Source organism: Rhizobium sp. R635 (assembly GCF_002211285.1).
GTDB lineage: Bacteria > Pseudomonadota > Alphaproteobacteria > Rhizobiales > Rhizobiaceae > Rhizobium.
Map to the genome: position 1 here is coordinate 231,781 of NZ_LOKX01000012.1, position 25,046 is coordinate 256,826.

25 protein-coding genes are annotated in these 25,046 nt (G+C 58.0%); 14 read left to right on the forward strand and 11 right to left on the reverse strand.

The features are described from left to right. Positions 1 to 38 precede the first annotated feature (38 nt). The 3 genes from ATY78_RS11815 to ATY78_RS11825 all read left to right on the forward strand — a co-directional run bounded on the left by ATY78_RS11815 (position 39) and on the right by ATY78_RS11825 (position 3,913). The gene (locus ATY78_RS11815; RefSeq protein ID WP_088682509.1) at positions 39 to 2,285 is read left to right on the forward strand and encodes a HAMP domain-containing methyl-accepting chemotaxis protein; all 2,247 of its coding nucleotides are present in this window, start codon (positions 39 to 41) and stop codon (positions 2,283 to 2,285) included. A 457-nt stretch (positions 2,286 to 2,742) separates the two neighbouring features. Next, positions 2,743 to 3,273, forward strand: coding sequence for a substrate-binding domain-containing protein (locus tag ATY78_RS28835; protein ID WP_245313558.1), 531 nt, complete (start codon positions 2,743 to 2,745; stop codon positions 3,271 to 3,273). 256 nt (positions 3,274 to 3,529) lie between these two features. After that, positions 3,530 to 3,913, forward strand: a complete 384-nt coding sequence (locus ATY78_RS11825) for a VOC family protein (protein WP_088682711.1) — start codon at positions 3,530 to 3,532, stop codon at positions 3,911 to 3,913. A gap of 392 nt (positions 3,914 to 4,305) precedes the next feature. Here ATY78_RS11825 and ATY78_RS11830 read toward each other — a convergent pair whose 3' ends face one another. The 7 genes from ATY78_RS11830 to ATY78_RS11860 form a co-directional block, all read right to left on the reverse strand. Continuing rightward, the gene (locus ATY78_RS11830; RefSeq protein ID WP_088682511.1) at positions 4,306 to 4,971 is read right to left on the reverse strand and encodes an HAD family hydrolase; all 666 of its coding nucleotides are present in this window, start codon (positions 4,969 to 4,971) and stop codon (positions 4,306 to 4,308) included. A 17-nt stretch (positions 4,972 to 4,988) separates the two neighbouring features. Beyond that, positions 4,989 to 6,437: an aspartate ammonia-lyase gene (locus ATY78_RS11835; RefSeq protein ID WP_088682512.1), complete on the reverse strand. Its 1,449-nt coding sequence runs from the start codon at positions 6,435 to 6,437 to the stop codon at positions 4,989 to 4,991. A gap of 117 nt (positions 6,438 to 6,554) precedes the next feature. Next, the gene (locus tag ATY78_RS11840) at positions 6,555 to 8,042 is read right to left on the reverse strand and encodes an aldehyde dehydrogenase family protein (protein WP_088682513.1); all 1,488 of its coding nucleotides are present in this window, start codon (positions 8,040 to 8,042) and stop codon (positions 6,555 to 6,557) included. Positions 8,043 to 8,070: 28 nt separating this feature from the next. Further along, positions 8,071 to 9,156 carry an ABC transporter ATP-binding protein gene (locus ATY78_RS11845; protein ID WP_088682514.1) on the reverse strand — a complete coding sequence of 362 codons (1,086 nt, stop codon included), beginning with the start codon at positions 9,154 to 9,156 and terminating at the stop codon, positions 8,071 to 8,073. Positions 9,157 to 9,167: 11 nt separating this feature from the next. Continuing rightward, on the reverse strand, positions 9,168 to 10,007 hold the full coding sequence (locus ATY78_RS11850; protein WP_088682515.1) for a carbohydrate ABC transporter permease: 840 nt from the start codon (positions 10,005 to 10,007) through the stop codon (positions 9,168 to 9,170). An 11-nt stretch (positions 10,008 to 10,018) separates the two neighbouring features. Then, on the reverse strand, positions 10,019 to 10,966 hold the full coding sequence (locus ATY78_RS11855; RefSeq protein WP_088682516.1) for a sugar ABC transporter permease: 948 nt from the start codon (positions 10,964 to 10,966) through the stop codon (positions 10,019 to 10,021). Positions 10,967 to 11,027: 61 nt separating this feature from the next. After that, entirely contained in the window at positions 11,028 to 12,335 is a 1,308-nt protein-coding gene (locus tag ATY78_RS11860; protein WP_088682517.1) for an extracellular solute-binding protein, read from the reverse strand. Positions 12,336 to 12,525: 190 nt separating this feature from the next. Between ATY78_RS11860 and ATY78_RS11865 the strand changes: the two genes are divergently transcribed. The 11 genes from ATY78_RS11865 (at position 12,526) to ATY78_RS11915 (ending at position 21,628) form a co-directional block, all read left to right on the forward strand. Further along, a complete protein-coding gene (locus tag ATY78_RS11865; RefSeq protein ID WP_088682518.1) occupies positions 12,526 to 13,572 on the forward strand; it encodes a LacI family DNA-binding transcriptional regulator in 1,047 nt (348 codons plus the stop codon). A gap of 79 nt (positions 13,573 to 13,651) precedes the next feature. Beyond that, positions 13,652 to 14,686, forward strand: coding sequence for a proline racemase family protein (locus ATY78_RS11870; protein WP_088682519.1), 1,035 nt, complete (start codon positions 13,652 to 13,654; stop codon positions 14,684 to 14,686). A 12-nt stretch (positions 14,687 to 14,698) separates the two neighbouring features. After that, positions 14,699 to 16,444 carry a choline dehydrogenase gene (locus ATY78_RS11875; RefSeq protein WP_245313559.1) on the forward strand — a complete coding sequence of 582 codons (1,746 nt, stop codon included), beginning with the start codon at positions 14,699 to 14,701 and terminating at the stop codon, positions 16,442 to 16,444. Positions 16,445 to 16,455: 11 nt separating this feature from the next. After that, positions 16,456 to 16,962: a cupin domain-containing protein gene (locus ATY78_RS11880; RefSeq protein ID WP_088682713.1), complete on the forward strand. Its 507-nt coding sequence runs from the start codon at positions 16,456 to 16,458 to the stop codon at positions 16,960 to 16,962. A 16-nt stretch (positions 16,963 to 16,978) separates the two neighbouring features. Further along, positions 16,979 to 17,776: an alpha/beta fold hydrolase gene (locus tag ATY78_RS11885; protein WP_088682520.1), complete on the forward strand. Its 798-nt coding sequence runs from the start codon at positions 16,979 to 16,981 to the stop codon at positions 17,774 to 17,776. Further along, positions 17,769 to 18,578 (forward strand): aspartate dehydrogenase, encoded by an 810-nt coding sequence (locus ATY78_RS11890; protein ID WP_088682521.1) that lies wholly within the window; start codon positions 17,769 to 17,771, stop codon positions 18,576 to 18,578. The genes ATY78_RS11885 and ATY78_RS11890 overlap by 8 nt, the downstream gene beginning before the upstream one ends. A 10-nt stretch (positions 18,579 to 18,588) precedes the next feature. Continuing rightward, entirely contained in the window at positions 18,589 to 19,341 is a 753-nt protein-coding gene (locus ATY78_RS11895) for an SDR family oxidoreductase (RefSeq protein ID WP_088682522.1), read from the forward strand. A gap of 22 nt (positions 19,342 to 19,363) precedes the next feature. Further along, positions 19,364 to 19,678: an NIPSNAP family protein gene (locus ATY78_RS11900; protein WP_088682523.1), complete on the forward strand. Its 315-nt coding sequence runs from the start codon at positions 19,364 to 19,366 to the stop codon at positions 19,676 to 19,678. Between the two features lie 15 nt (positions 19,679 to 19,693). Then, on the forward strand, positions 19,694 to 20,113 hold the full coding sequence (locus ATY78_RS11905) for a heme-binding protein (RefSeq protein ID WP_088682524.1): 420 nt from the start codon (positions 19,694 to 19,696) through the stop codon (positions 20,111 to 20,113). Further along, positions 20,113 to 21,270, forward strand: a complete 1,158-nt coding sequence (locus ATY78_RS11910; protein ID WP_088682525.1) for an MFS transporter — start codon at positions 20,113 to 20,115, stop codon at positions 21,268 to 21,270. The genes ATY78_RS11905 and ATY78_RS11910 overlap by 1 nt, the downstream gene beginning before the upstream one ends. Positions 21,271 to 21,409: 139 nt before the next feature. Further along, on the forward strand, positions 21,410 to 21,628 hold the full coding sequence (locus ATY78_RS11915; protein WP_088682526.1) for a hypothetical protein: 219 nt from the start codon (positions 21,410 to 21,412) through the stop codon (positions 21,626 to 21,628). Positions 21,629 to 21,758: 130 nt separating this feature from the next. Here ATY78_RS11915 and ATY78_RS11920 read toward each other — a convergent pair whose 3' ends face one another. Genes ATY78_RS11920 through ATY78_RS11935 form a run of 4 tightly spaced genes read right to left on the reverse strand, consistent with a single transcriptional unit; the run spans position 21,759 to position 24,973 of the window. Beyond that, the gene (locus tag ATY78_RS11920) at positions 21,759 to 22,115 is read right to left on the reverse strand and encodes a RidA family protein (protein WP_088682527.1); all 357 of its coding nucleotides are present in this window, start codon (positions 22,113 to 22,115) and stop codon (positions 21,759 to 21,761) included. 39 nt (positions 22,116 to 22,154) lie between these two features. Beyond that, complete coding sequence (locus ATY78_RS11925; RefSeq protein WP_088682528.1) at positions 22,155 to 23,519, reverse strand: FAD/NAD(P)-binding oxidoreductase; 1,365 nt, start codon at positions 23,517 to 23,519, stop codon at positions 22,155 to 22,157. Next, positions 23,512 to 23,847 (reverse strand): (2Fe-2S)-binding protein, encoded by a 336-nt coding sequence (locus ATY78_RS11930; RefSeq protein ID WP_088682529.1) that lies wholly within the window; start codon positions 23,845 to 23,847, stop codon positions 23,512 to 23,514. The genes ATY78_RS11925 and ATY78_RS11930 overlap by 8 nt, the downstream gene beginning before the upstream one ends. Beyond that, on the reverse strand, positions 23,837 to 24,973 hold the full coding sequence (locus ATY78_RS11935; protein WP_088682530.1) for an FAD-dependent oxidoreductase: 1,137 nt from the start codon (positions 24,971 to 24,973) through the stop codon (positions 23,837 to 23,839). Before ATY78_RS11935 ends, ATY78_RS11930 begins: the two co-directional genes overlap by 11 nt. Between the last annotated feature and the right edge of the window lie 73 nt (positions 24,974 to 25,046).

The window sequence follows — 25,046 nt, forward strand, 5'->3', positions numbered from 1 at the left end:
CTGGTGAGCACACGGCGCGAGAGAATGGGGGACACCATATGGAAGCTTTTCTTTCGCGCTTTAGAATCCAGACCAAGGTGATCCTTTTCCTGGTGCCTCTTCTTGCCACTATCGGATGTCTGGGCGCCATGGGTTATTACTCCTCCGGCATGTTGAGTTCGAGGCTGAGCGTATCGAACAATGTTCTGGACGCGTTGACAGGGTTCAAGGACACATATGCCGGCATGACGACCTTCCTGCGCAATACCACGGAGGCCAACAAAAACGCCGTCGTCAGTCGCCTTACCGATCAACAGACGGCGCTTGCTGCCGTTGCAAGTGGAATGGCGCAGGAAGAAGATACGAACCTTCTCGCGACCGCGCGTGAAAAAACCGACCGGATCAGCGCAGGCATTGACGTACTTTGGCAAGTGTATGGCTCCGAACAGAGCCTCCGCGCGACGATCTCGTCGAACATCGATCAACTCACCGCGATCGCCGAGCGGCTCGATACCGGTACGCGCGCTTTCGCCAAACAAGCTGCTGCCGACAAGAGTTCGATCGACGGGCTATTGAACGATGCGGTCGCATCTGCACGCGCAAATTCATCAACGGATCAGATCCTCGATAAGCTTGATGAGCTCGTAGGACAGCAGAAGGTCGCACAGAAAGCGGGCAAAGGACTCGAAGCCGTAACAAAGAGCGTGGCGAAGCTTCAGACGTCGATCCATGGCGTTCAGCTCTCGGCAACGCGCTTTCTGGGGTCGGCAACGAACGATAGCAGACAAGATCTGATGAAGCGTTTCGATACGGTCCAGAATGACATGCAAATCGTGCGCGCGGTCGCCCGCGGCCAGGACGGATTGGAACAAGTTTCCGAAGATCTGCTGCGGATCATGAACGGGATGGAGCAGTATACGAAGTCCCTGATCCAGGTCAACGCCGAGCGAAGCGACGCTTTCGATGGCGCCGGCGTCCTTGTCGATCAGGCATGGGACGACCTCCGAACCTTTGCTGAAAGTCAGAAGACGGCAGCCGATAGTCAAACCGCATTGGCGAATTCGATTTCCGCGACAGCGATGGCCGTCGGGACACTAATCGCATTGGTGGCCGGCTTCGGACTGGTCTGGACACTGCGCCGGCCGATCAGCGCCATTACCCGTGCAATGCGCCAACTTGCCGAAGGCAGGACCGAAACCGAGGTTTCCGGCGGAAATCGTAAGGACGAGATTGGCGACATGGCGCGCGCGCTTGCAGTCTTTAAAAGCAATGCGATCTCGAAAATGAATGCGGAAGAAGAGGCTCTGCGTACCCGCCGGCTTGCGGACGCCGAGAGGGCGGCAAACGAGGAAGAGCGGCAAGCGGTGCAAGACCAGATCAACGACGCGGTACAGATACTCGGCACGGCTCTTGCCAATCTCGCAGCCGGTGACCTGTCCCAAAAGATCGAGCGTCCGTTTGTAGGCAACCTCGAAACGCTAAGGTTGGACTTCAATTCCTCGGTCGAGAAGCTTAACGAAAGCCTCTCATCTATCCGGCAGAACGCCGTAGCTATGCAAGACAATAGTAGTCACTTGTCGAACGCCTCGATCGAACTTGCCCGTCGGACCGAACAGCAGGCCTGCTCATTGGAACAAACGGTTGCAGCGATGGGGGACATCGGCATGACCCTTCAGGCGTCCGCAGAAATAGCCGCTCGTGCCGACAACGCCGTCGAATTGACGAACAGGAATGCTGAGTCGTCCGCACAGGTGGTCGGGGATACAGTCAGCGCCATGAAAAAAATCGAAAGCGCATCTGGCAAAATCAACAGCATTACTGAGGTCATTGACGAAATCGCTTTTCAGACCAATCTTTTGGCACTTAACGCGGGTATTGAGGCTGCCAGGGCCGGAGACGCCGGCAAGGGCTTCTCGGTTGTCGCGCAGGAAGTACGCGAGCTCTCGCAGCGGTCTGCGGCGGCGGCTCAGGAGATCAAGGACCTTATCAGCGGCTCAACTGCAGAAGTGAGAAATGGCGCTTTCTTGGTGGAAAAGACCAGCTTTGCCCTGTCAGCAATCATCACTCAAGTCGCCGCGATTAGAAAAGATGTCGCATCTATCGCACAAGCAACAAGAGACCAGTCGAGCAGTGTGGCAGAGGTGAATGCCGCGCTGTCCGAAATGGACAAAATAACACAGCGCAATGCCGCGATGGTGGAAGAGGCCAACGCAGCAAGTCAAGTCTTGGCAGAAGGGTGCCTGCAGTTAAGACTTTCAGTAGAGGAGTTTGCAATCGAACGGCAACAAACCGCGATTGCAGCGTAGACGCGTGAATCTGAAGGAACTTTCAAATCTACTCGGACTGTCGCAGACGACAATCAGCCGAGCGCTTAACGGTTATCCGGAGGTAGCCGAGCCGACGAGGCAGCGAATACTACAAGCCGCTTCAGCAACAGGGTACAAGCCCAGCCAACATGCCCGGCGGCTTGCCGGTGGGCGATCCAATGCGATCGGGCTCGTATGGTACTCCGAAGGATGTGAGCCGGGTCAGAGTTCTGAGATCACCCTTCTCCGATCCCTTGCATCCACCGCCTGCGCTTACGGTTTCCACTTCGTGTTGATCATGGCTGGACGCAACGGCGGGCTCCGCGAAACCCGAGAACTTTCGTTGAGGGGTATGATTGACGCGGCCTTGCTTCTCAACCCAAGGACGACACCGGTCCCTGGCGAGTGGCCCGTGCCGATCGTATGCCTCGGTATGCGACCCGTTATCGGGACAGAATTGAATTGGATCGACATCGACTACGCACAATGCGCCTATGCCGCAGCTAAGTTTCTATTTCAGCTCGGCCATCAGCGCGTTACGATCATTGACGATGAATCTGAGCGTATGCAGCTCTATCTGAGCGGTGCAATGCGCGCCAAGGCGCAATTTGCCAACGGCACTCATGGTTCTGCGATTGTATCTCTCGAACCGTTGCGAAGTCTCTCGCACGTCGCACAGCATGAGAGGCCGACGAGTTATCTGTGCCCAAACATGCGGCTTGGCCGCGAAATCTTGAAATCGGCCGCGGAGAGCCAGCTGGTCGTCGGAAGGGATATCTCCGTCATTGCCTACGACGATGGCACAATAGGACCACTTGAACAGGATCCCGCGCTCACGGTTTGCAGAGTAAGCATCGATTTGCTCGCGCGCCGGACGTTGGAAGCTCTTTGCAGGCTGATCGATACAAACGCCGCGTACGGAGGCGACCCCTTCGTTAAGACGGAGCTCGTTATCGGCAAAACAACCGGGGAGCCCGCCACGCGCTAGACATTAAAGGGCCTCACGCCCGACGAGTTCATGTGCAACGGCGGACTTCCGAGCCAGATCAATTCACCCTCTACCCTATCCATCAAATGCCGGGACTAAACATCCAGACCGGCCTGAACGCAGCGACGGCATGATAGCTGTGCGAGTCGCCCGATGACGCCCTACAACGGATAAAAACATATCGCTATTTTACATCGGGCTGCATTTCGGGTGAAGAGACCGGCTGTGGCGCCGTATGAAATTGAGAGGAAATCAAGTGTATATCGCTCATGTTGCCCTTTGGACCCCCGACCTTGATCGGCAAGTTGCGTTCTGGGAAAAATACTTCGACGCCGAAATCGGTGAGACTTACTGCAGCAAACGGAGGGAGGGCTTCGTTTCCAGGTTCATTACCCTCGCAGGGAAAGGTGCCCAGATCGAGATTATGACCGGACCTTGGATTAATGCAGGTGATTATGAGGAAGCCTCGGGATGGGATCATATCGCCATTTCTCTTGGTAACGCAGCCGCCGTCGACGAAATGGCTGCGCGCTGTAAGGCTGACGGTATCCTTGTCTCCGGGCCGCGAATGACTGGCGACGGATTTTACGAAGCGGTCATAACCACTCCGGATGGGTCGCGTGTCGAGATAACCGCTTGATGCATAGGAGCCCTTGACCTCGGCGTTTTCGGCGGCCCACGTTGGCCAGTCTGTCGCGCATCTTGGTCAGGTGTGATGAGCTCGATGCCTCCTCGCGCTTTGCTGGGTGACGGCGCGTGCTGGAGCGGGTCGCCTTCCGCTCCCGCCTCTATCTCTTCGTTGCGGAGACTGCATTGTAAACCTGCAGTGCGTCACAGCGCGCATTGGTCGCTTGGGAAACTGGTGTGCTCATAACGGACGTCGAGCCCGTCAAGCCCGACGGATTTCTGGTGAGCTCGTGAATAATCGCCGAAGCAGCCTGGATCTGTAGTTTTCCATCTTTGGATGAGCCGCCGCCCATAAGTAGCGAAATGTGGCACGTTGGACGACATCGTTATGAACGGGGATGGGTCCTAATTCTTAAGCGCTACCAGCGCATCGAATCCGGTCAGGTCGCGACACCGGACCGCATCTGCTGGGAAGAAGTCCGGAGCGTTCTGCGCCACCACCGCCAGGAACGGGATACCCAGTTCGACTGCAGCATCGAACTCAGTGCGAGAATCGCCGACAGCAAGGGCATCCTTGGGATCGCACTGTTCGCTTTTCAAAATCCGGCAAAATTCAGTGATCTTCTTTTTCGGCGATCCCGCGACTGATGAAAAGTAATGCACAAGCCCACGACGCATGAGCACCAACTTTAAGTCGCCATCCGGCATGCCGGATACCAGATGCAAAGGGATGCAACCGTTTAACCTTTGCAGGAGTTCTTCGGCGCCCGGGACAAACGGCGCATCCATCATTGCCTTATCGACGATGGATGCGAAGCGGTCACACAGGTCGGCTATTCTGCTGGCATCCACTCTCCTGCCAAAGACATGCTCTTCGAAATATTCGAATTTCTGTTGGCGACCGATGCCCCCATGGCGTTCCTGATAACGGATGACTTCGGCGATTTTGCTCTCGTCCTCACCCGCATAACACTGAGCGAACGCCATCGTTTTCGGACGGGCAGAGTCCAAAATAACCCCGTCGAAATCAAAAATAATTGTTTTCGGTTGCCTTGCGAACCCGTTATGCAATGCGTGCCTCTTGTCTGTCAGACTGCTTTTGGCGCAAGCCGGAGCCTGGAAGGTCGTGTCAGCGCCCTCGGATCCAGCACCTGATCAATCAATTCGGGCGAAAGCGTGAGATCGGCTTCCAGGAGTTCGCGCATCGTGCGTCCTGTTGCCAAAATCTCCTTGGCAAGCATGGCCGAACGTTCGTACCCGATAAGGGATGTCAGCGCCGTGGCCAGCGCCGTGCCCGCCTCTAGATTCTCGCGGCAACGTTCTTCATTGGCAATAATGCCGCGCACGCATTTTTCGTCGAGTGTGTGCAAAGCGTTGGTCATCAGAGTCATCGACTGCAGCAGGTTGAAAACGATGACTGGCTCAAAGGCGTTGAGCTGCAATTGGCCCGCCTCAGCTGCCAGAGTAACGACAAGATCGGCGCCAATGACCTGAAAGGCTACTTGGTTGACGACCTCGGGGATGACCGGATTGACCTTTCCGGGCATGATTGAGGAGCCGGGCTGCATTGACGGAAGGCTAATTTCCCCCAGTCCACCCCGTGGTCCGCTCGAAAGCAGTCTAAGATCATTGCAGATTTTTGAGATTTTGACAGCCGTTCTCTTCAAGGTGCCGGAGAAGAGGACAAAAGCGCCTGTATCCCAGCAGGCCTCGACGAAGTCATTTGCAGGTTTCAGCGGGACGTCTGCGATTCTCCCAAGTTCGGCAATCGCAAGCGCCGCATAGCGAGGGTCTGCTGTGATCCCGGTGCCGATCGCCGTGCCGCCGAGATTGACCTCCTGAAGCAGAGCTGCCGCATCTTCCAGCCTTTGGATATCCTCGCGCAACGTCACCGCGAAAGCCATGAATTCCTGGCCGAGCGTCATCGGAACGGCGTCCTGCAACTGCGTGCGGCCGAGCTTGACGACATCGCCGAATTCTTGCGCCTTGGCTTCGAACGCGTCCGCAAGATCCGATATCGCGGAAGACAGCTGCTTGTAACTCAGGAGAAGAGCGAGCCTGATCGCAGTCGGATACACATCGTTGGTCGACTGAGAAAGATTGACGTCGTTGTTCGGATGGATGATGTCAAAGCGGCCGCGTGGCAGTCCGAGATGCTCGAGCGCGCGATTGGCGACGACCTCGTTGACGTTCATGTTCGTCGATGTTCCCGCCCCCCCCTGAAAGACATCGAGCATGAACTGGCCCCTCAGACGACCGGCAGCAATATCGTCGCAGGCAAGCGCAATCGCATCGCGCTTGTCTTCCGGCAGATCGCCGAGCTCGCAATTGGCGGCCGCGGCAGCTTTCTTGACGAAGGCGAGCGCCTTGATGAACAGCGGATAATGTCCGATCGGAATACCGGATATTTGGAAATTACTGATCGCCCGAGCCGTCTGCGCTCCGAAATAGGCAGCTGCCGGCACTTCGACGGGACCGAGCGAGTCATATTCACTGCGCGTTTCCGATGGGCTCGGCGCGAGAAAGCTTTCATCCATGAGATTACTCCAATGCCGCAAATTTCAGAAAAAGCTGATGAAGGGAAGTTCCGTCACCAGCTGTAGCCACTTGGAAGGTGCGACGCTTCGAAACGGCTGTGTTCCGCTTCGAGCGGATTAGTCTGCCGTATGAGGCAGCGCGTGCGGTCGTTTGCCGAGCTTGATGAAGATCGACTTCACCTCAGTGAACTCCAAAAGGCCGTCCATGCCGTTCTCTCGTCCGATACCGCTTTCCTTGTAGCCGCCGAACGGCATCTGCACACTGGTTTCGAGGAAGGTATTGACCGAGACGGTGCCGCTCTTGAGTTCGCGCGAGACCTGGATCGCCTTGTCGATATCCTTGGTCCAAACACCATTGCCGAGACCGTAATTGGTGTCGTTCGCAAGTTCGATAGCTTCGGCGACTGTTTTGAACGTGGTCACGGCGAGAACGGGCCCGAAGATTTCCTCGCGGAAGATCTTCATGTTTGGAGTGACATTCGAAAAGATCGTCGGAGCGACATAGAAGCCCTTGCCGAACGTGCTGTCAGTGAGGCGCTTGCCCCCAACTTCGAGTCTTGCGCCTTCCTCCAGTCCCGACTGGATATAGCCGAGCACTTTTTCCATGTGCTGTTCGTGAATCAGTGCGCCGAGGTCCGCGTCGGGGTCTTCAGGCAGTCCGATACGGATCTTTTTCGACCGTTCGACCAGCTTTGCGACAAATTCCTCGGCAATCGATTCCTCGATCAGCAGGCGGGTGCCCTGCACGCATTCTTCACCCTGGTTAAGGATATAGCCGAACAGCACGCCATCGAGAGCGGCATCAATATCGGCGTCGGCAAAGACGACGTTTGCCGCCTTGCCGCCGAGTTCCAGACCGACGCGCTTCATCTGCTCGGCCGCGCGGGCTGCAATACGCTTGCCGACCGCAGTCGATCCGGTGAAAGAGATCATATCGACGCCGCGATGGCCCGTCAGCGCCTCGCCGACGGCTTTGCCGGATCCGGTCACGACGTTGATGACGCCATTCGGAATCCCCGCTTCCCTGGCGAGCGCGGCAATCTCGAGCGTGGTGCTCGACGTCAGCTCGGACGGTTTGATCACCGCCGTGCATCCTGCCGCAAGCGCGTAGGGCAGTTTCTGGAACAGAGTCACAAGCGGGAAGTTCCAAGGCGTGATCATGGCGATGACGCCACGCGGCTCTCGCACGACCAGGCCAAGATTGGCATCGCCGGCGTTGTTGACGAGGTCGCTCGGGATCTGCCAAGCGAGCGCGGCGGCATAACGGGCAAGCTCGATCGACCATTCCGTTTCGCCCTTGCCGAAGCGGATCGGCTTGCCGACCTCCTCGGCTTCCATCTTCGCCAGCTTGTCCGTGTCGCGCACAAGCAGCTCGATCCAGCGGCCGATGGCCTTGGCGCGCTCCGATCCCGGTAGCGCCGACCAGATCGACCGGTCGTCGAAGGCCTTTCTCGCTGCCTTCACGGCGAGGTCGACTTCCTTCTCGCCGCTGTCGGCGAAGCGGGCGAGAAGCTCGCCATTGGCGGGAGAGGTCCTCTCGACGGTAGCGGAGGTCTTGACCCAGGATCCGTCGATCCAGTTCCCATACTCGCGGACATTCGTCATCGTCTTTCCTTTGCTCGAGAGAATTCGATTACTGGCGGACTACCACATCGTCATTGGCAACGACACGCAGCAGTTCGGAGGGCGCCGCGACACCGATCGTATCGCCGGCCCGGGCCTGTGTGCGATCGGTGACGATCACGAACCTGACGTCGCCGACGCTTACATAGATATTGGTCGTCTGACCAAGCGGTTCCACCAGCTCCACCAGCGCGTCGGTCGAACCCGCCGTGCCGGCGGCGGTGACCACCAGATGTTCCGGACGGATGCCGAGAAGGAGACCGCCCTTTGCGTCGACGATCTTGGCGGCGAAAGATCGCTCCTGCTCCGACAGGGAATGCGCAAACCCGGGGATCACACAGGTTACCGCCGATCCGGAGTGCAGCTGCGCCGGGAAGAGGTTCATCGGAGGAGAGCCGATGAATTCGGCAACGAACCTGGTTTTTGGACGGTCATAGACCTCGAGCGGAGAGGCGACCTGCACCATGTTGCCCTTGCTCATGACGGCGATGCGATCGGCCATTGCCATGGCTTCGATCTGGTCATGCGTGACGTAGATCGTGGTAATGCCGAGATTGGTGACGAGCTTCTTGATTTCCGTGCGCATGACGGCGCGCAGCTTGGCGTCGAGGTTGGAAAGCGGCTCGTCCATCAGGAAGACCTTCGGATTGCGCACGAGCGCGCGGGCGAGCGACACGCGCTGACGCTGGCCACCCGACAATTGCGACGGCTTGCGCTGAAGATATTCGTGCAGCCCGAGTTTCTCGGCGGTCTCCTCCACCTTGCGACGGCGGTTCGCCTGATCGAGCTTGCGAATCTTCAGGGGGAACTCGATGTTCTTGAAGACCGTCATGTTCGGATAGAGACCGTAGTCTTGGAAGGCCATCGCGATATCGCGGTGGCGCGGCTCGGCGTAGGTCATGTCGGCGCCATTGATGCTGATGCGACCGGAAGTCGGCAGTTCAAGTCCTGCGACCATTCGCAGCGTCGTCGTCTTGCCGCAACCGGACGGGCCGAGCATGCAGAAGAATTCTCCATCCTTGATATCGACGGAAACGCCGTTGACGACGCGCAGCGCACCGAACTGCTTGGTGACGGTATCGATATGAATAGCCATGGCTGGGCTCCTTAACCTTTGACTGCGCCGAGCGTCAGGCCGCGCACGAGATAACGTTGCATGAGAAGGACGAGAACGACGACGGGCAGAGACATGACGACGCCTGCCGCCGAGGCCAGTCCCCAGGCGATCGCCTTCGGCTTGATCGCATTGGCTGCGATGACCGGCAGCGTCTTGGCCTCTTGCGAGGTCAGCATGCTGGCCAGCAGGAACTCGTTCCAGGCGAACATGAAGACGATGACCATGGTCGCGGCAAGACCGGGCAGAAGCAGCGGCAGGGTTACCCGCCAGAAAGTCTCGAAACGACTGCATCCGTCGATCATCGCGGCTTCTTCGATCGACTGCGGAATGTCCTGGATAAAGACGCGCATGACCCAGACGACGAAGGGCAGCCCCGAAAGCGCATAAGCAGCCGTCAGGAGCCAGGGCGTATCGAAAATGCCCATCTGCCGCGCGATTATGAACATCGGGATGACCGAAACGATTGGCGGCAACATGCGGATCGAGAGGATTTCGAAGGCCAGGACTTCCTTGCCCTTGATCTCGAACCTGGCGAGCGCATAAGCGGCCATGGTGCCCGCGGCCATTGCGATACAGGTGGACATTCCGACGATCAGTGCACTGTTGATCAGGGCGTCCCAGGCATTGAGCTCGGTGAAGAGCTGCCGATAGTTGTCCAACGTCGGGCCAAACGACCAGATCGGCGGAAAGGCGGAGATGTCCACTTCGGATTTGAAGGAGGAGGAGGCCATCCAGTAGATCGGGAACGCGAAAAACAATGCTGCGGCGATTGCGAGCACATAGGCAGTAACGCCGCTGACGCCTTTCTTGATAAGTCTTGCGCTAGACATCGTCGCGCTCCTCAACGGTTTTCTTTGTCGGCAACCAGCTTGAGGAAGCCGGTCACGTTGACGAAGACGATGACAATAAGAAGGATGATCACCAACGCGATCCACGACAGAGCCGATCCGTAGCCGAGATCGAAGATACGGAAATTGACGCGCTGGAGGTAAACGCTAAGCAGGTCTGTTGCGAAGTCAGGACCGCCACGCGTGATGATATAGACGGTATCGTAGGTACGGAATGCATCGACGATGCGCAGAAGCGTGGCGATGACGATCACCGGCTTCAGCATCGGCAATGTCACGTGGATGAAGGTACTGAGATGCCCGGCGCCATCGATCTGGGCGGCCTCGAAGGGGCTGCGCGGCAGCGAGCGAAGACCAGCGAAAATGATGATAAACATGAACGGCGTCCACTGCCAGACGTCCACGAGGATCACCGACGCCAGCGCGCCGCTCGGCGAGCCTGCCCATGCAAGCGGCGCAATCCCGATAAAGGACAGCAGGTAGTTGAGGATGCCAAGATCGGGCATCATCATCGTACGCCAGACGATACCAACTGCGATCGGCGTTATCAGCATCGGAATGAGGAGGAAAGTGCGCAGGAACAGAAAACCGGGCCTGTTCTGATTGAAGAGAAGCGACAGAAGGACCGCGAGCGTCAGCGAAATGGAGACGCTGACGGCTGTGAACAGCAGTGTCAGAGCGACCGAGTGCCAAAACTGCCCATCGCTGAAGGCCCGCACATAGTTGCCGACGCCGATGATCGAGTAACTCGTACCGAACGTCGGATTGTAGTTCGTCAGCGAGATATAGAGAGAGTGCAACAGCGGATATAAGCCCACCACATTCATGATGATGAGGGTCGGCGCAAGCAGCAGCCACTGCACATTCTTCTCGCCTGCGCGAACCGCCTTCGTCGCGCCGATTGCTGCCGGTGAAACGCCGATGGAGCCAGCTTTGGCCATAACAGATTTCCTTCCAGGAGGGTCACGGCAGCCAAGTGCCGTGACCGACAAGAGTTAGCAGTTAGGTTCGGATGACGGAGGCGAGTGCCTTCTCGGCATCGTCCATAGCTTCCTGCGGCTTCTTGCGCCCGTTCACACCTGCGAGAATGTTCTCGTAGAGAACGCGCTGTACCTCGACGGCGTTGGTGAGCCGGTAAGGCGGGATACTGACCGGCGACGTTCCCCGCTTCTTGAAATCGCGGAACGCCTGGAGCATCGGAACCTTCGCGAGCACTTCGTCGCTGTCGATATCGGACTGCAGGCAAAGAGACGACTCTCCGCCTTCGCGGAAGAGCTTGTAGGCTTCGCCCTCGCTCATCCACTTCAGGAACTTGTAGGCTTCCGCCTTGTTCTCCGACGCCGCGTTGATGAGAATCGACCAGCCGCCGATCATGGACTGCTGGAATTTTTCAGTCGGCGCGACCGTGTAACCGAATTTACCCTTGTGGGGGCCATCCTCGATGCCGACGATAACATCGGACCAGGTCACCATCATTGCAGCCTTGCCCTGCTGCATGGTGGAGGATCCCTCCGCGTAGTCAAAACCTTCCACGCCCTTTGGCGTGAACGGCAGGACTTCGCGCAGCCGTTCGATCGCACGGGCGCCCTGACCTTCAGTATTGAAGACCACTTTGTTGTTTTCGTCGAGAACGCCGTCGTCATGCGGCGCGATCTTCGTCATTCCCATGAGACGGCTGCCCCAATCGCCGCTCATATGAGCGTCCTGCCCCCCGAGCATGAGGACGTTGCCGGCCACGTCATCGGAATGAAGCTTCTGCGCCGCATCCCGGTACTCGTCCCATGTTTCCGGAACCTTGGTAATGCCCGCCTTTTCGAAGAGATCCTTGCGGTAGACGAAGACAGGTGTGGTCATCGCTACTGGGAGACCCCAGCGCTTGCCCTCGTATTCAGTGTATTGGGTTGAAGCAGGCGAAAGCTTTTCAACGGTGATTTCCGGCAAGGAACTATCCTCCGCGCGAATGTCGTCGAAAGAGCTCGCCCAACCGTTGCGAAGCGGCTGACGGATCCACAGATTGTCCGTCGTAAATATATCGAAGGTGGTGGACCCCTGGCTGAGCTCGATCAGCAGTTTTTCGTAATGCGCTTCGTAGGCATTGGACTCACCGGTGATTTTGGCGCCAGTATAAGCGTTGGCGACGCTGCCCGTCAGAGCATTCGACCAGGCGACGTTGCTGTTGAGGATATTGACAGCCGCCGCAGCGGCAAAGCTGCGACCCGCTGGGAGCAATGCATAGGCTGCAGCACCTGCCGCCAGCGTGCGCATCAATGCACGGCGAGACAGTTCACTGGAAAATGGCCCTTGAGTCATATCAGTTCCCCTTAATTTTGAAGGACGTTCTCGGCGGCTTTTCCTCCATGCCGAGTAAACGTTTTCACGTAAACACCAGCCTTGCGCTTTGTCAATGCAGTTTTTGTGGACGCATTCAACTTATTTAAATATAAACAGGCTCCACTTGGGCCTGTTAAGCGCGCTGAGATACAAGGAGCCATGAGCTATCATGAAGAAAATGCCAGAAAATTTGCGGCGTGCCACGATCCACGATGTCGCCAAGGTCGCAAACGTGTCGATCGCGACCGTTTCGCGGGTGCTGAACAAGCCTGAAAAAGTAAACCGCGAGATGTACGATCGTGTGATGGCGGCGGCTTCGCAGCTCGGATACACGACGAATTCCGCCGGAAAAGCGCTCAAAATCGCCCGAACAAGGACAATCGGGACGCTTCTGCCGCGGCTGGACGATCCGATCTTCTCTGAAATTGCACATGGCGTGCAGGAAACGCTCTTTGCCAACGATTATGTAGGCTTTCTTCAGACTTCCGGTTACGACAACAGCCGGATATTCGATGCTGTATTTCGTTTATTAAATCGTGGAGCGGAGGGATTACTTATATTTGGTCGAATTGACGATGAAAAATTACTTGCTTTTATCAAGAATAATCAGGTTCCGATCATACAGATCTATTCCTATCTTGAAGGCAACCCGATTCCTTCTGTCGGCATCGACAATTACGCTTCCACTCAAAAGATTGCGCAGTTGATGCTGCAGCTCGGGCATCGTGATATCGCCCATATTTCAGGGCCGACCAAGGGCAACGACCGCCAGCAAGCGCGACGCAAGGCCTACGAAGATATGATGCAGGCCAACGGGCTGAAGACGACGGCCCAGATGGTGCAGCCTGGTTATACGATCAATGACGCCGGCCAGGCTTTCCGCAGAATTCTTGAAGAAAATCCGAATGTTACGGCTGTTATATGCGCAACGGACCTACTCGCCTGCGGCGTCCTTGCCGAATGCCGCAAGCTCGGAATCAGCGTCCCGAACGAAATGTCCGTCTCGGGTTTCGAGGATGTCGCTTTCGCCTCACTGCTCTATCAGCCGCTGACGACGCTTGCGGTCCCCTCAGGCGATATGGGTCGCTACGCGGCGCGCGCCATGATCGCGAATCTCGAGGAAGGCCAGAAGCTGACGTCGATGCAATTCGAAACAAGCCTCATCATGCGCGACTCCATCGCGCGCGCTCCGAGTGGTTCGAATAGAGCCGCTTGACGCATTTCGAGAAAACGTTTACTCCTTTTATCAATCAAGAGAGCCGCAGTTTTCGAATTGCGGAAAAAGGGGTTTACTGATGCGTTTCAGCAGAATGGTAACTGTCGTCGGCGCTCATGCGGCCGGCGAGCTCAACGAGGTCATCACCGGCGGCGTCCTGCCGGTGCCCGGCGACAGCATTTTTCAGAAGATGCAATATCTGGAAAAGCACGGTGATGCGTTGCGGCAGTTTCTGCTTCACGAGCCAAGGGGCAAGGTAACGCAATGCGTCAATCTGGTCCTCCCCCCGACCCGTCCTGACGCCGATGCCGGTTTCATCATCATGGAATCGGAATATTACGTGCCGATGTCGGGCACCAACACGATCTGCACGGCAACCGTGCTTCTAGAAACCGGCATGATCCCGATGGTCGAGCCGGTCACGCATCTGACACTGGAGGCCCCGGCCGGTCTAGTCAGAGTCAAGGCAGATTGCAAGGACGGCAAGGTCACCGGCATTACCTTCGCCAATGTTCCCTCTTTCGTCATGGCTCTCGACCGCAAGGTGGAAGTTCCGGGAATTGGCACCGTCACGGTCGATGTTGCCTATGGCGGCATGATCTACGCGCTCGTTGACGCCAAGGCGCTGGGGTATGCCATTACTGAGGACGAAGCGGCCGAACTCGTCGATGTCGGTGAAAAGATCAAGCTGGCGGCGGCCGAGCAGGTTCCTGCCGTGCATCCGGAAAATCCCGAGATCCACACGATCAACCAGACCCTTTTTGCTGGCCCGATGCGCGTAGAGAACGGAATCAAGCGGTCCAAGAACACCGTCATCGTTTCGCCTGGCCGTCACGATCGTTCGCCTTGCGGCACCGGCACCAGCGCGCGCCTTGCGGTGCTGCACGCCAAGGGTCAGATCGGTGTTGGCGAGAAGTTCGTCCATGAGTCGATCATCGGCACGGAGTTCGTCGGTGAAGTGGTCGAGACGACGTCGATCGCCGGCCATACGGCGATCCGCCCGGCCATTACAGGCACGGCCTGGATTACCGCTTTCCACCAGTATGTCCTCGATCCGACGGATCCATTCCCGACGGGTTACAAGCTTGGCGATACCTGGAAGACCTCGAAATAGGGAGTGATGTCGATGGCTTTCTCGCTGGTACTGACAGAGGCCAGTTACAGGCTCCGGCATCAACCGACGCGCTCCGCGAACGCAACAACGGTGACAAAAATGGGTAAGATTTCGACCGCTCCGTCACGCTCTTCTTATGATTACGTGATCATTGGCTCCGGATCCGCAGGCAGCGTCCTGGCCGGCCGCCTATCTGAAGACGGTAAGAACCGCGTGTTGCTCCTTGAAGCTGGTCCATCCGACCAGCATATCCATATTCGAATGCCGGCGGCTCTTCCGCTTCCGCTCGCAAATGACCGGTTCAATTGGTTCTACAATTCCGAGCCGGAGCCGCACCTCAACAACCGAATTATTCTGGAAGCGCGCGGGCGTGTGCTGGGAGGCTCCTCCTCGATCAATGGCATGAATTGGGTGCGCGGCAGCCCGTGGGATTACGACAACTGGTCGGCCATGGGCCTGGAGGGCTGGAGCTACAAGGAAGTTCTTCCCTATTTCCGTCGCGCAGAAACCTCCGACAAAGGCAGCAGTGCCTATCGCGGCGGCAAAGGCCCGATGCAAATCGAGACCTGCAAGGCCGACAGCCCGCTTTATCGGGCCTTCATCAAAGCCGGTGAGCAGGCCGGCTATGCCTATATCGAAGACCACAATGCCTACCGCCAGGAAGGCATCCATATAACCCAGCGCAATGTCGGCCACGGCATTCGGTGGAGTTCCTCCCAAGCATATATCCACGCTCAGCCCGCGCGGGCCAACCTCGACGTCGTGATCAAGGCAAAGGTTCTTAAGATCGAGTTCGAAGGAAAACGGGCGGTGCGCGTGCGTGCGCGGATCGACGGCAAGCATTTCTCGATCGGCGTCGACAAGGAAGTCCTTCTTGCAGCCGGCGCCATCAACTCGCCGCAGCTCCTTCTGCTTTCCGGCATAGGTGATGCGGAAGATCTTCGTAAGCTGTCGATACCGGTCGTGCAGGACCTGCCCGGCGTCGGCAGGGGCCTGAAAGACCATGTCGCCGCCCCCGTGCAGTATCGCGCGACCAAGCCTGTCTCCGTTGTCGGCAAACTGACGCGCCTTGGCAAGCTGAAGCTTGGCCTGCAATGGCTTATCGCCAAGAAGGGACTGGGGGCGACGAACTTCTTCGAGGTCGGCGGCTTTCTCAGGACCAACAAGAAGCATCCGGTACCCAACGTGCAGTTGGAGTTCGTTCCCCTTATCGGCGAAATGCAGCATGGCAGTGTCGCTCTGGAGAACGGCTTCCAATATTTCTTCAGCCTGATGCGGCCGAAGAGCGAAGGTCGCGTCTGGCTCGCCAGCGCCGATCCTGACGTCGCGCCGAAATTCGTCTTCAACTTCCTCGAACATGAGGAAGACCGCAAGGAGGCGATCGAAGCCGTGCGAGCAATCCGCAACATCGTTGCCCAGCCTGCCTGGAACGACGTTCGAGGCGAGGAAGTCACGCCCGGCAAGAACGTCCAGTCCGACGAGGACATTCTCGCGTTTCTACGCAAGGAAGCCGGCACGAACTATCATCCATGCTGCAGCTGTCGGATGGGAACCGACAGCATGTCGGTCGTGGATACCCATGCGAAGGTTCATGGCATCGAAAACCTGCGCGTCATCGACGCCTCGATCATGCCCGCAATCGTTAGCGGCAACCTCAACGCTCCCGTGATTATGATGGCCGAGAAGCTGTCCGACGACATTCTTGGCAAGAAACTTCCCAATGAAGTGGCGGATTATTACCTGCCGGCGGCAGAGTGAAGGAGTTCGAAATGAGCGAAAATACCGAACGGAAGGGCGATGTCCTGATCCTGCGTCCGGAAGAAGGCAGGAATTTTTGGCAGCCGGTACCGGCAAACGGACATATTTCAGTGCGTGTGGCGCCGGGGTTCGTCAATGTCGAAACCCCCTTCAGCATCGGCACGCAGACGCTCCCTCCGCAAGGCTATGTCCGAGAGCACGCCCATCCGGTCCACGACGAAGTCTTGCACTTCATCTCCGGCAAGGGGACGGCTGTCGTCGAAGGCGTCGAATACGACGCCCTGCCCGGCACGACGATTTTCGTCGGCCGTAACCGCAAGCACAAGTTCATCAATACCAGCACGGATCAGGATCTGCACTGGCTCTGGTTCATCCAGCCAAACGGGCTGGAGGATTTCTTCGAAGAGATCGGCCGTCCGATGGAAGCGGGTCAGCCCGACCCGACGCCCTTTGCGCGACCGGACGACGTATTGGAGATCGAACGGCGCACTGCATTCGTTGCAGCCAAGCCGGAATAACGCCTAGAGGTCTAAAATGCCTACGATAGTGGCGTCCGACGGATGCCGGGTGACATATGATGTCTCCGGCAACGGGGAAGTGTTACTTCTCATACCGGGGCTTGGAGGCCAGGCAGCCTTCTGGTCGGCAATCGTGCCGCGCCTCGCTGAGAATTACAGGGTCGTTTCCTTCGATCATCGCGGCACCGGTCGCAGCGATCGACCGAACGGAAAATACACGATCGCGCGTATTGCTGAGGATGCGCACCAGATCCTTCTTGAGACTGGCGCCACGAGCGCCACGGTCATCGGCCACTCGACGGGAGGAATGATAGCCCAGTATCTCGCGCTGGACTATCCCGATCTGGTCTGCCGTCTCGTCATCAGCGGCAGCTGGGAAAAACCCGATCCTCGTTTTCGCATGATGTTCGAAGCTCGGTTAGGTGTGCTTCTCGAAGCAGGTTCGCAGGTATATCAGCGCCTGACGCATGCCGTGGGATACCCTGCCGACTATCTAGACCAGCATCAGGCCGAGCTCAATACCGTTATCGAGGGCGCCCACGCTGCATTGTCTCCTGTGCAAGTCGCCAGCGCGCGTATCGAAATGCTCTTTACGGACTATCGGTCCGATGAGCTAGCCTCGATCAAGGCGCCCACCCTCATCATCGGCGCAACGGATGATGCTCTCATTCCGTTTTATCACTCGCAGCGCCTCGCTGCGATGATCCCCGGCGCGAAGCTGACGGTGCTCGATGGCGCTCATTTTTTCCCCAAAGTGCACCCTGACAGGTTCGCGAAGATCATCCGCCAATTTCTGGAGTACGGATATGCCTAAAGATCCGCAAAAGATTGCAATCATTGGTTTCGGCGCGATGGCCCGCAGCCTCCAAACATCATTGGCCGAGGCGCAAAGCGGTCTGGCAATCAAGGCCACGCTGCTTCCGAAGGAGTTCCACGCAAGTACCGTTGTGCCGGACAGTGTTTTCGTATGCAGCACCGTCGAAGAGCTGATTGCATGGGAACCATCCCTCGTCGTCGAATGTGCCAGTCACGAGGCGGTCAAAAATGCGGTCCCGGTGCTCTTGCGATCGGGTATTGACGTAGTTGTCGTATCCGTCGGCAGTTTGTCCGACGAGGCGCTCCTGGCTGACCTCGAAAAAGCGGCCCAATCGGGAAACAGCCGTCTAACCGTTGCCTCCGGCGCAATCGGCGGTTTGGACGTTCTGCGGTCGGCCAAAATCGCTGGCCTGGATGCGGTCGTCTACACGGGAAGTAAGCCTCCGGCTGCTTGGAAAGGGACGCCGGCGGATGAAAAATTCGACCTTGCCGCTTTGAGCGAGCGCACCGTGATCTTTGATGGGACTGCACTCGAGGCCTCAAGACGTTACCCCAAAAACGCAAACGTTACGGCTGCAGTGGCGCTCGCCGGCGTTGGCTTCGACAACACCAAGGTGACACTCATTGCCGATCCGGCTTCGATGAGCAACATACATCAGGTGGAAGCCCATGGCGCGTTCGGACGCTTCTCGATTTCATTGGAGAACCGCCCTCTCCCGGACAATCCCAAGACATCCTGGCTTGCTGCTCTCAGCATCGAGCAAAGCATCATCCGCCACTTCCAGAACATCGAACTGTGAGGAACCGAACATGCGTCTCATCAATAAAGTAGCAATCGTCACCGGTGCCGGTGCAGGTATCGGCGCGGCGACCGCTGAACTATTCATCAGGGAAGGCGCGAAGGTTGTCGTTGCGGATTTCAACGCCGATGCCGTTAACGAAGTCGTGAGCCACCTCGGCGAGGATGCCATCGGGTGCACTGTCGATGTGCGCGACAGCGCCGAGGTGAAGGCGATGGTCGACCTCGCCGTCAGCAAGTTCGGCGGCCTGGATATCGTCGTCAACAATGCTGGCCGTGGCAGCCTCGGAACGGTAGAGACGATGGAAGAAGGCGATTGGGACGACATCATCGCCGTCAACCTCAAGGGCGTCTACCTTTGCTCGAAATATGCGATTCCAGCACTGCGCGCACGCGGCGGCGGGGCGATCGTCAACACGGCGTCGAACATCGTCCAATTCGCTATCAAGGATCGAGCAGCCTATGTGGCGGCAAAGGGCGGCGTTGCAGCTCTGACCCGAGCCATGGCACTTGACCACTCGGTCGACAACATTCGCGTCAACTCTGTTGCCCCGGGCGTCATCTGGTCGAACTATTACAACAAGATGCTGACCCAGGTCCCCGACCCAGATGCCTTTGTCAACGGACTGAAGGCGCGCGCGCCGATGGGCCGTTACGGGGAGCCCCTCGATATCGCCAATGCAATCCTTTACCTTGCGTGCGACGAGTCTGGATTTGCGACGGGCTCGATGCTGACCGTCGACGGCGGGGCGGCTGCCTGGTGAAGGCGGCCTTGGAGGTTTCGGCATGATCTTGGAAGAAAGAGATTACCGGATCAAAGCCGGCTACGTCGCCGACTTTCTGGAAAACTATCAAACATTGGGGCTGGCGGTTCAGCGCGAACATCTCGGCGAGCCGCACGCCTTCTTCGTCTCGGATATCGGCGAACTCAACCACGTCGTTTCGATGTGGCGATACGAGGACATGATCGAGCGCGCCGAGAAGCGGGCGAAAATGCTCGCCGACCCGCGCTGGCCAGGATATCTGGCCAGCATCAAGGGACTGATCGACGTGCAGAATATCCGTATTCTCACTCCAACGGCGTTTTCGCCACTTCGGTAAAGGCAAGGAATGAACATGGCCGCGTTCAAAGAAACGATCTCGATGACGCATGAAGGCGCGCTGTCGGCAATAACCGCGGGCGTCGCGGAAGCGCTCTCGATCGGCGTTCCGCAATGCATTTTCGTCGTAGATGCAAGCGGCGAGACGATTGCGAGCCTGCGTATGGACGGCGCGAAATACCTCAGCATGCATACAGCGCGCGCCAAGGCGCGGACGGCAGCATCGATCAACAGCGCGACCGGCTCGATGGCATTCGAGTTTGGGACGGCGGCTGGCATCGCCTCCCAGGGCGGCGTCACCTCACTGCCAGGCGGGCTGCCGATCCGCTTTTCGGGCCGGCTCGCCGGCGCCATCGGTGTCGGATCCGGAAGCGGAGAGCAGGATTTTCATGTCGCTCGGGCAGCCCTCGCGGCCATCGGTGCCGACACAATCTAATGGATCACCGCAGCGCCAGCCGAAGTGGGAGTGAAAGCCTGATTCGGGGTCGACCGGAGCAGATCGCCACCAGAGTCGTCTTCTTTGTGCTCGGTTTTTGTATGGGAGGATGGGCGCCACTCATTCCGTTTGTCAAGGAGCGAACGGGCATTCCAGATGGATCCGTCGGCCTTCTTCTTCTGCTGCTTGGGCTAGGGTCGATCATCGCAATGCCTTTGTCGGGCAGGTTTGCGCACCGGTTCGGATGCCGGTCGATCCTCCTCCTTTCCTGCCTCAGTGTTTGCGGGTCGCTGCCCTTTCTTGGGTATAGCGGCTCGCTCGCCGTTATCGGCCTCACCCTGTTCTTCTTTGGGGCCGGGATCGGTGCAATGGACAGTACCATCAACATCATGGCGGTGATCGTCGAACGCGCCGGCGGCAGACCCATGATGTCGGGCTTTCACGGGATGTTCAGCGTCGGCGGCATTTTTGGCGCAGGCGGCCCGGTCGCGATTATGGCGGCAGGCTATACACCTTTTGCCGCCGCCGTCGTCGTGTCGTTCGGTTCCCTCGCCGCCATGGCGTTGGTTTCAGCAAACCTGCTGCGCTTCGGCGCAGGCGGAAGCTTTCGGTATGCTCTTCCGAAAGGTCCCGTTTTGCTGATCAGTGTCTTGTGTTTCGTGCTGTTTTTAGCCGAGGGCGTCGTTCTCGACTGGAGCGGAATTTTCCTGACGACGCTGCGCGGTATCAGAGCCGATTATGCCGGACTTGGCTACGCGTCGTTTGCTGCCGCCATGACTTTTGGACGATTGATCGGCGACTGGTTGGTTCGCAAGATCGGCCCCCGGAAGATTGTCGTTGTGGGATCAATCGGTGCGGCCTCCGGCCTATTCGTTGCAACGGTCATCCCGCAATTTGCCGGCATCCTCGCCGGATATTTCCTGGCCGGATTTGGCTGCGCGAACATCGTGCCGGTGCTGTTTTCGGCCATCGGACGCCAAAATATCATGCCAGCAAGCGTCGCGATCCCGACCATCACTACGATCGGCTATTCGGGAATCCTGCTCGGCCCGGCGCTGGTTGGCTTCGTCGCCCATGCGGCCGATCTTTCAGCTGCCTTCCTCGGAATCAGCGGATTGCTGGTTCTGGCCGCAATCGCCGGGACGAGGCTTCGTTGAGGGAGCGTGCAGCGTAAACGCCGATCTAGAGCTCGATCATCTGCATGAGCTAAGATACTTACATATCTGGCATATTGAATCCGCCTGTTTCACGCTGATATGTTGACCGTTCGGTGGAAGCAGCGAGGGAATATGTTCGATGGCCAAAAAAGATGCCGGTAAGGATGAAAAATTTCCTCCGCTCAGCACGACGTTGCAGCATCTGATTGTCGATGCCGTGGCGACGCTGCAGACTGCTTCGGCTCCAGTTTTCGGCGCCCTTCCGAAGCCCGCTTTTCTGCCGATATTCCCGAATGAGGCCGACGGCAACGGTTGTGACCTGAGCCGATTGTTCCCTCCAGTTTTGGGGAGAATCTAGATGTTTAGTTCCGGCATTTTGATGGTCCATTATTTTCCTTAGAATGGAGGGCAGCGGAAGGCCGAACAGGTCCCCGCTGCAGCATCATTCGCGCCGAATGATCCATCTGTTGCAAGGATCGGGGATGTTACTAACCTACAGCTGCAGTCACGATGATTTCGACGAGTACGTCCGGAGCGCCCATTTCGGCCTGTGCGGTGGCGCGCGTCGGTGCAGAGTTGGGAGCCGTCCAGGCGTTCCAGACCTCATTCATTGCGTCGAAGTCACGAGCAAGATCCTTGATCCAGATCTGCGCGGTTAGGAGTCGGCTTTTGTCCGTACCGGCCTTTTCAAGAAACTGCTCGATCTTCGCCAGCGTCTGCTTGGTTTGCCCCGTAATGTCCTGGCTGCGATCGTCAGCAGTCATGCCGCCAACAAATACCATGCCATTATAAACAACTGCGCGGCTGCGGCGGGGATCGGTGTCGATGCGAGTGATGTCGTTCATTAACGTTCCTTTCGTGTGGTGACAAAGGATCTCGGGTCTCTAATCGACGAAGTCGCCGAGAAGAATTGGTTTGACCGGAGGCCGGATGCGGTAATAACCAACGTCGGCTGGTTCGACCCGGCGCGCATCAGCAATCACCTCTGTGACGGTTAGTCCGCAGAGGCGGCCCTGGCACGGGCCCATCCCGCAGCGACCGAACGCTTTGGTTTGATTGGGTCCCAGGCAGCCTAGTTCGACATAGTGGCGAACCTGTCCGGCGGTCACTTCCTCGCATCTGCAGACGAGCACTTCGTCGGGTGGAATACGGTTCTCGTCGCGGGGCCGGTACAGCGCGTCCAGAAACGGGCGGATGTGCATAGATCGCTTCAGCTCAGCTTTGAGGGCTGATATCTTTCTGGCCGAGTCCCTCGCCACGCCGATCTCCTCACCGATAGCCAGCGCTGCCAATCGTCCTTGGACTGCTGATGCCTTGGCCCCGACGATGGCACGACTGTCACCGGCCACGTAGACAGACGTGCTTCCCAAACGCCCCGCCTCATCTGTCACCGGTTGCCAGCAGAGCTGGTCAGCGTTCCAGCTATGCGCTGATCCTGTCGACCAGCTCAGCTGGGTATTGGGCACAATGCCCTGATGGAGGAGCACCAGCGACGCAGGCACCTGAATGGTCTTGCCGTGCGATTGGAATGTCAGGCCTTCGGCGCGAGCCTCACCAACGACCGAAAGATCGTGGGCACCGGAATACACTCGGACGCCATGACGCCGTATCGCCGAAATCAGCTTGATGCCCTTAAGCAGATCGCGCCAGCCCTTGAGCGCTCCGAACAGATAGCGGGCAGCATGGAAATACGCTGATCGTTCCGTCGTATCGACCAGCGCCCGAATTCTGATCCCCGCGCGCAAATACTGCCACGCCAGAAGATAGAGTAATGGACCCGAGCCGGCGAGAACCACAGGCCCGGCGGGAAGAGCGCCCGAGCCCTTCAACATGATCTGCCCTGCCCCTGCCCCCATTACCCCCGGCAGGGTCCAACCTTTGATCGGGAACGGCCGTTCCATCGCGCCGCTGGCAAGCAGGACAAACTTGCCGGCGACTTTATCAGCCTTGCCGTTCGCGACGTAGTCGACGACGCCCTTAGCAGCGACGTTCCAGACCACAGCGCCGCCAATATAATGGGCTCCGCTGGTGCGGAATTCTGATGCTAGCCGCTGCCCAGCTTCGTAGTCCTTGCCCAAGACCTCAACGAGCTGGCGCGGCGCTGTTTCAATCCGGCGATAGATCTGTCCCCCGATCGCCGTTTGTTCATCGAGCAGGACAACCGAAAGTCCGAGTTTGCGAGCCTCACAGGCCGCTGCCATTCCAGCGGGGCCACAACCGATGATAACGAGATCAACCACTTCAGTCATGATCGTCTCCCATAGCCGCGTCACACAGCGCCGGCGCGCCCTGCTGACGCTTTATCTGCATTCCTTCGCGAACCGGGATCAGGCAGCTCTGCCTGGCAGGCATCCCGTCGATCTCAACGAGGCACTCAAAGCAAACGCCCATCATGCAATAGGGTGCTCGTGGCGCATCGCTGACGATGCTTGATCGGAAGGACCGAGCCCCACCGGTCAGTAAGGCCGCTGCAACGCTGATACCCTCGGGGACCATGATCTTCGCGTCTTCGAAGGTAATCGTGATCAGTCGTACATTAGGCGATTTTGGAATGGAAAAGAGTGCGTCAGTGGGCATGGCTGAAACTCGCATTGGGATCCAAAAAGCGCTCGCTCCGGAAGATGTCGAAGTCAGGCGGGGCTTCGGCCAGCCCGCCCATCCAAGGGCCGATCAGGTACGCATGCGCGGCAGCCAGCGTAACGCCGCTGTGACAGATGGCGACGTAAGCACCGGGGCAAGACGTCGAACTCTGATAAATGGGATAGCCGTCCGGCGTCAGCGGACGCAAAGCACCCCAGGCGCGAACCAGCCGCGCCCTGGCGAGAAGTGGGAACGTTGCCACGGCCCGGCGTGCAAGCCATTCGATCTTGTCGGTCGTCGTACTGTCATCGAACCCCACATCCTCCGTTGTCGAACCAATTTGAACTGAACCTTCGCGTGTTTGCCGTGCCTTGTTTGTCGGATAGTCGAGAAACGGCTTAAGGCGCTCAGTAATCAACACCTGACCACGTGTCGTGGTCACGGGCGCGCAGATCCCCACCTGGTCGGCGAGCTTTGCAATGCCGAGGCCTGCCGCCAGCACAAGCCGGTCACTCTTCCAGCTTTGGCCGTCTCGGGCCCTGATCGTGAACTGACCCCTCGCCAAATCGTGCTTGAGCTCGACGACATCTGCGCCGGTGATGACCTCTGCACCCTTTTCTCGAAGGCCAGCGTGGAGTGCGTGCAACAACATTAATGGATTGGCATGGCCGTCGTGAGCACCGAAGCTTCCGCCGACGACAGCTGGTCCGAGGCCGGGAAGATATTGCCGCAGCTCGGACGGCTCCATCATTTTGAACGGGACATCGCCGACTTCGCGATCGATCTTCGCCAGCAACTCCGCCCGCTTTTGCACGTCCTGCTCGCTGAAGCCCAGCCAGAAGCCACCCTTTTGCTGGAGGCCGGTGTCGACGCCAGTTAGATCCAGCAACTCGTTATGGAGATCGCTCCAGAGGCGGCAGGCGTCTCTCGTCCAGCGGACATAACGCGGTATGCCGCTTCCCTTGCTGGACAACCACACTAGACCAAAATTCCCTCGCGACGCTCGAAAGGCCGCATCGCCTTGGTCGAGCACCCGAACGCGCGCGCCGCACCTTGCTGCACCATAGCCGATCGCTGCTCCGACGAGCCCGCCCCCTACGACTGTCACTAGTTCTCTACTCATTCAACATCCCCATAGCGGGCCGCTCTTTCTGTGAAATCGGCGCACGATTCCTGTCCTCTCGCTCGGTGGCGAG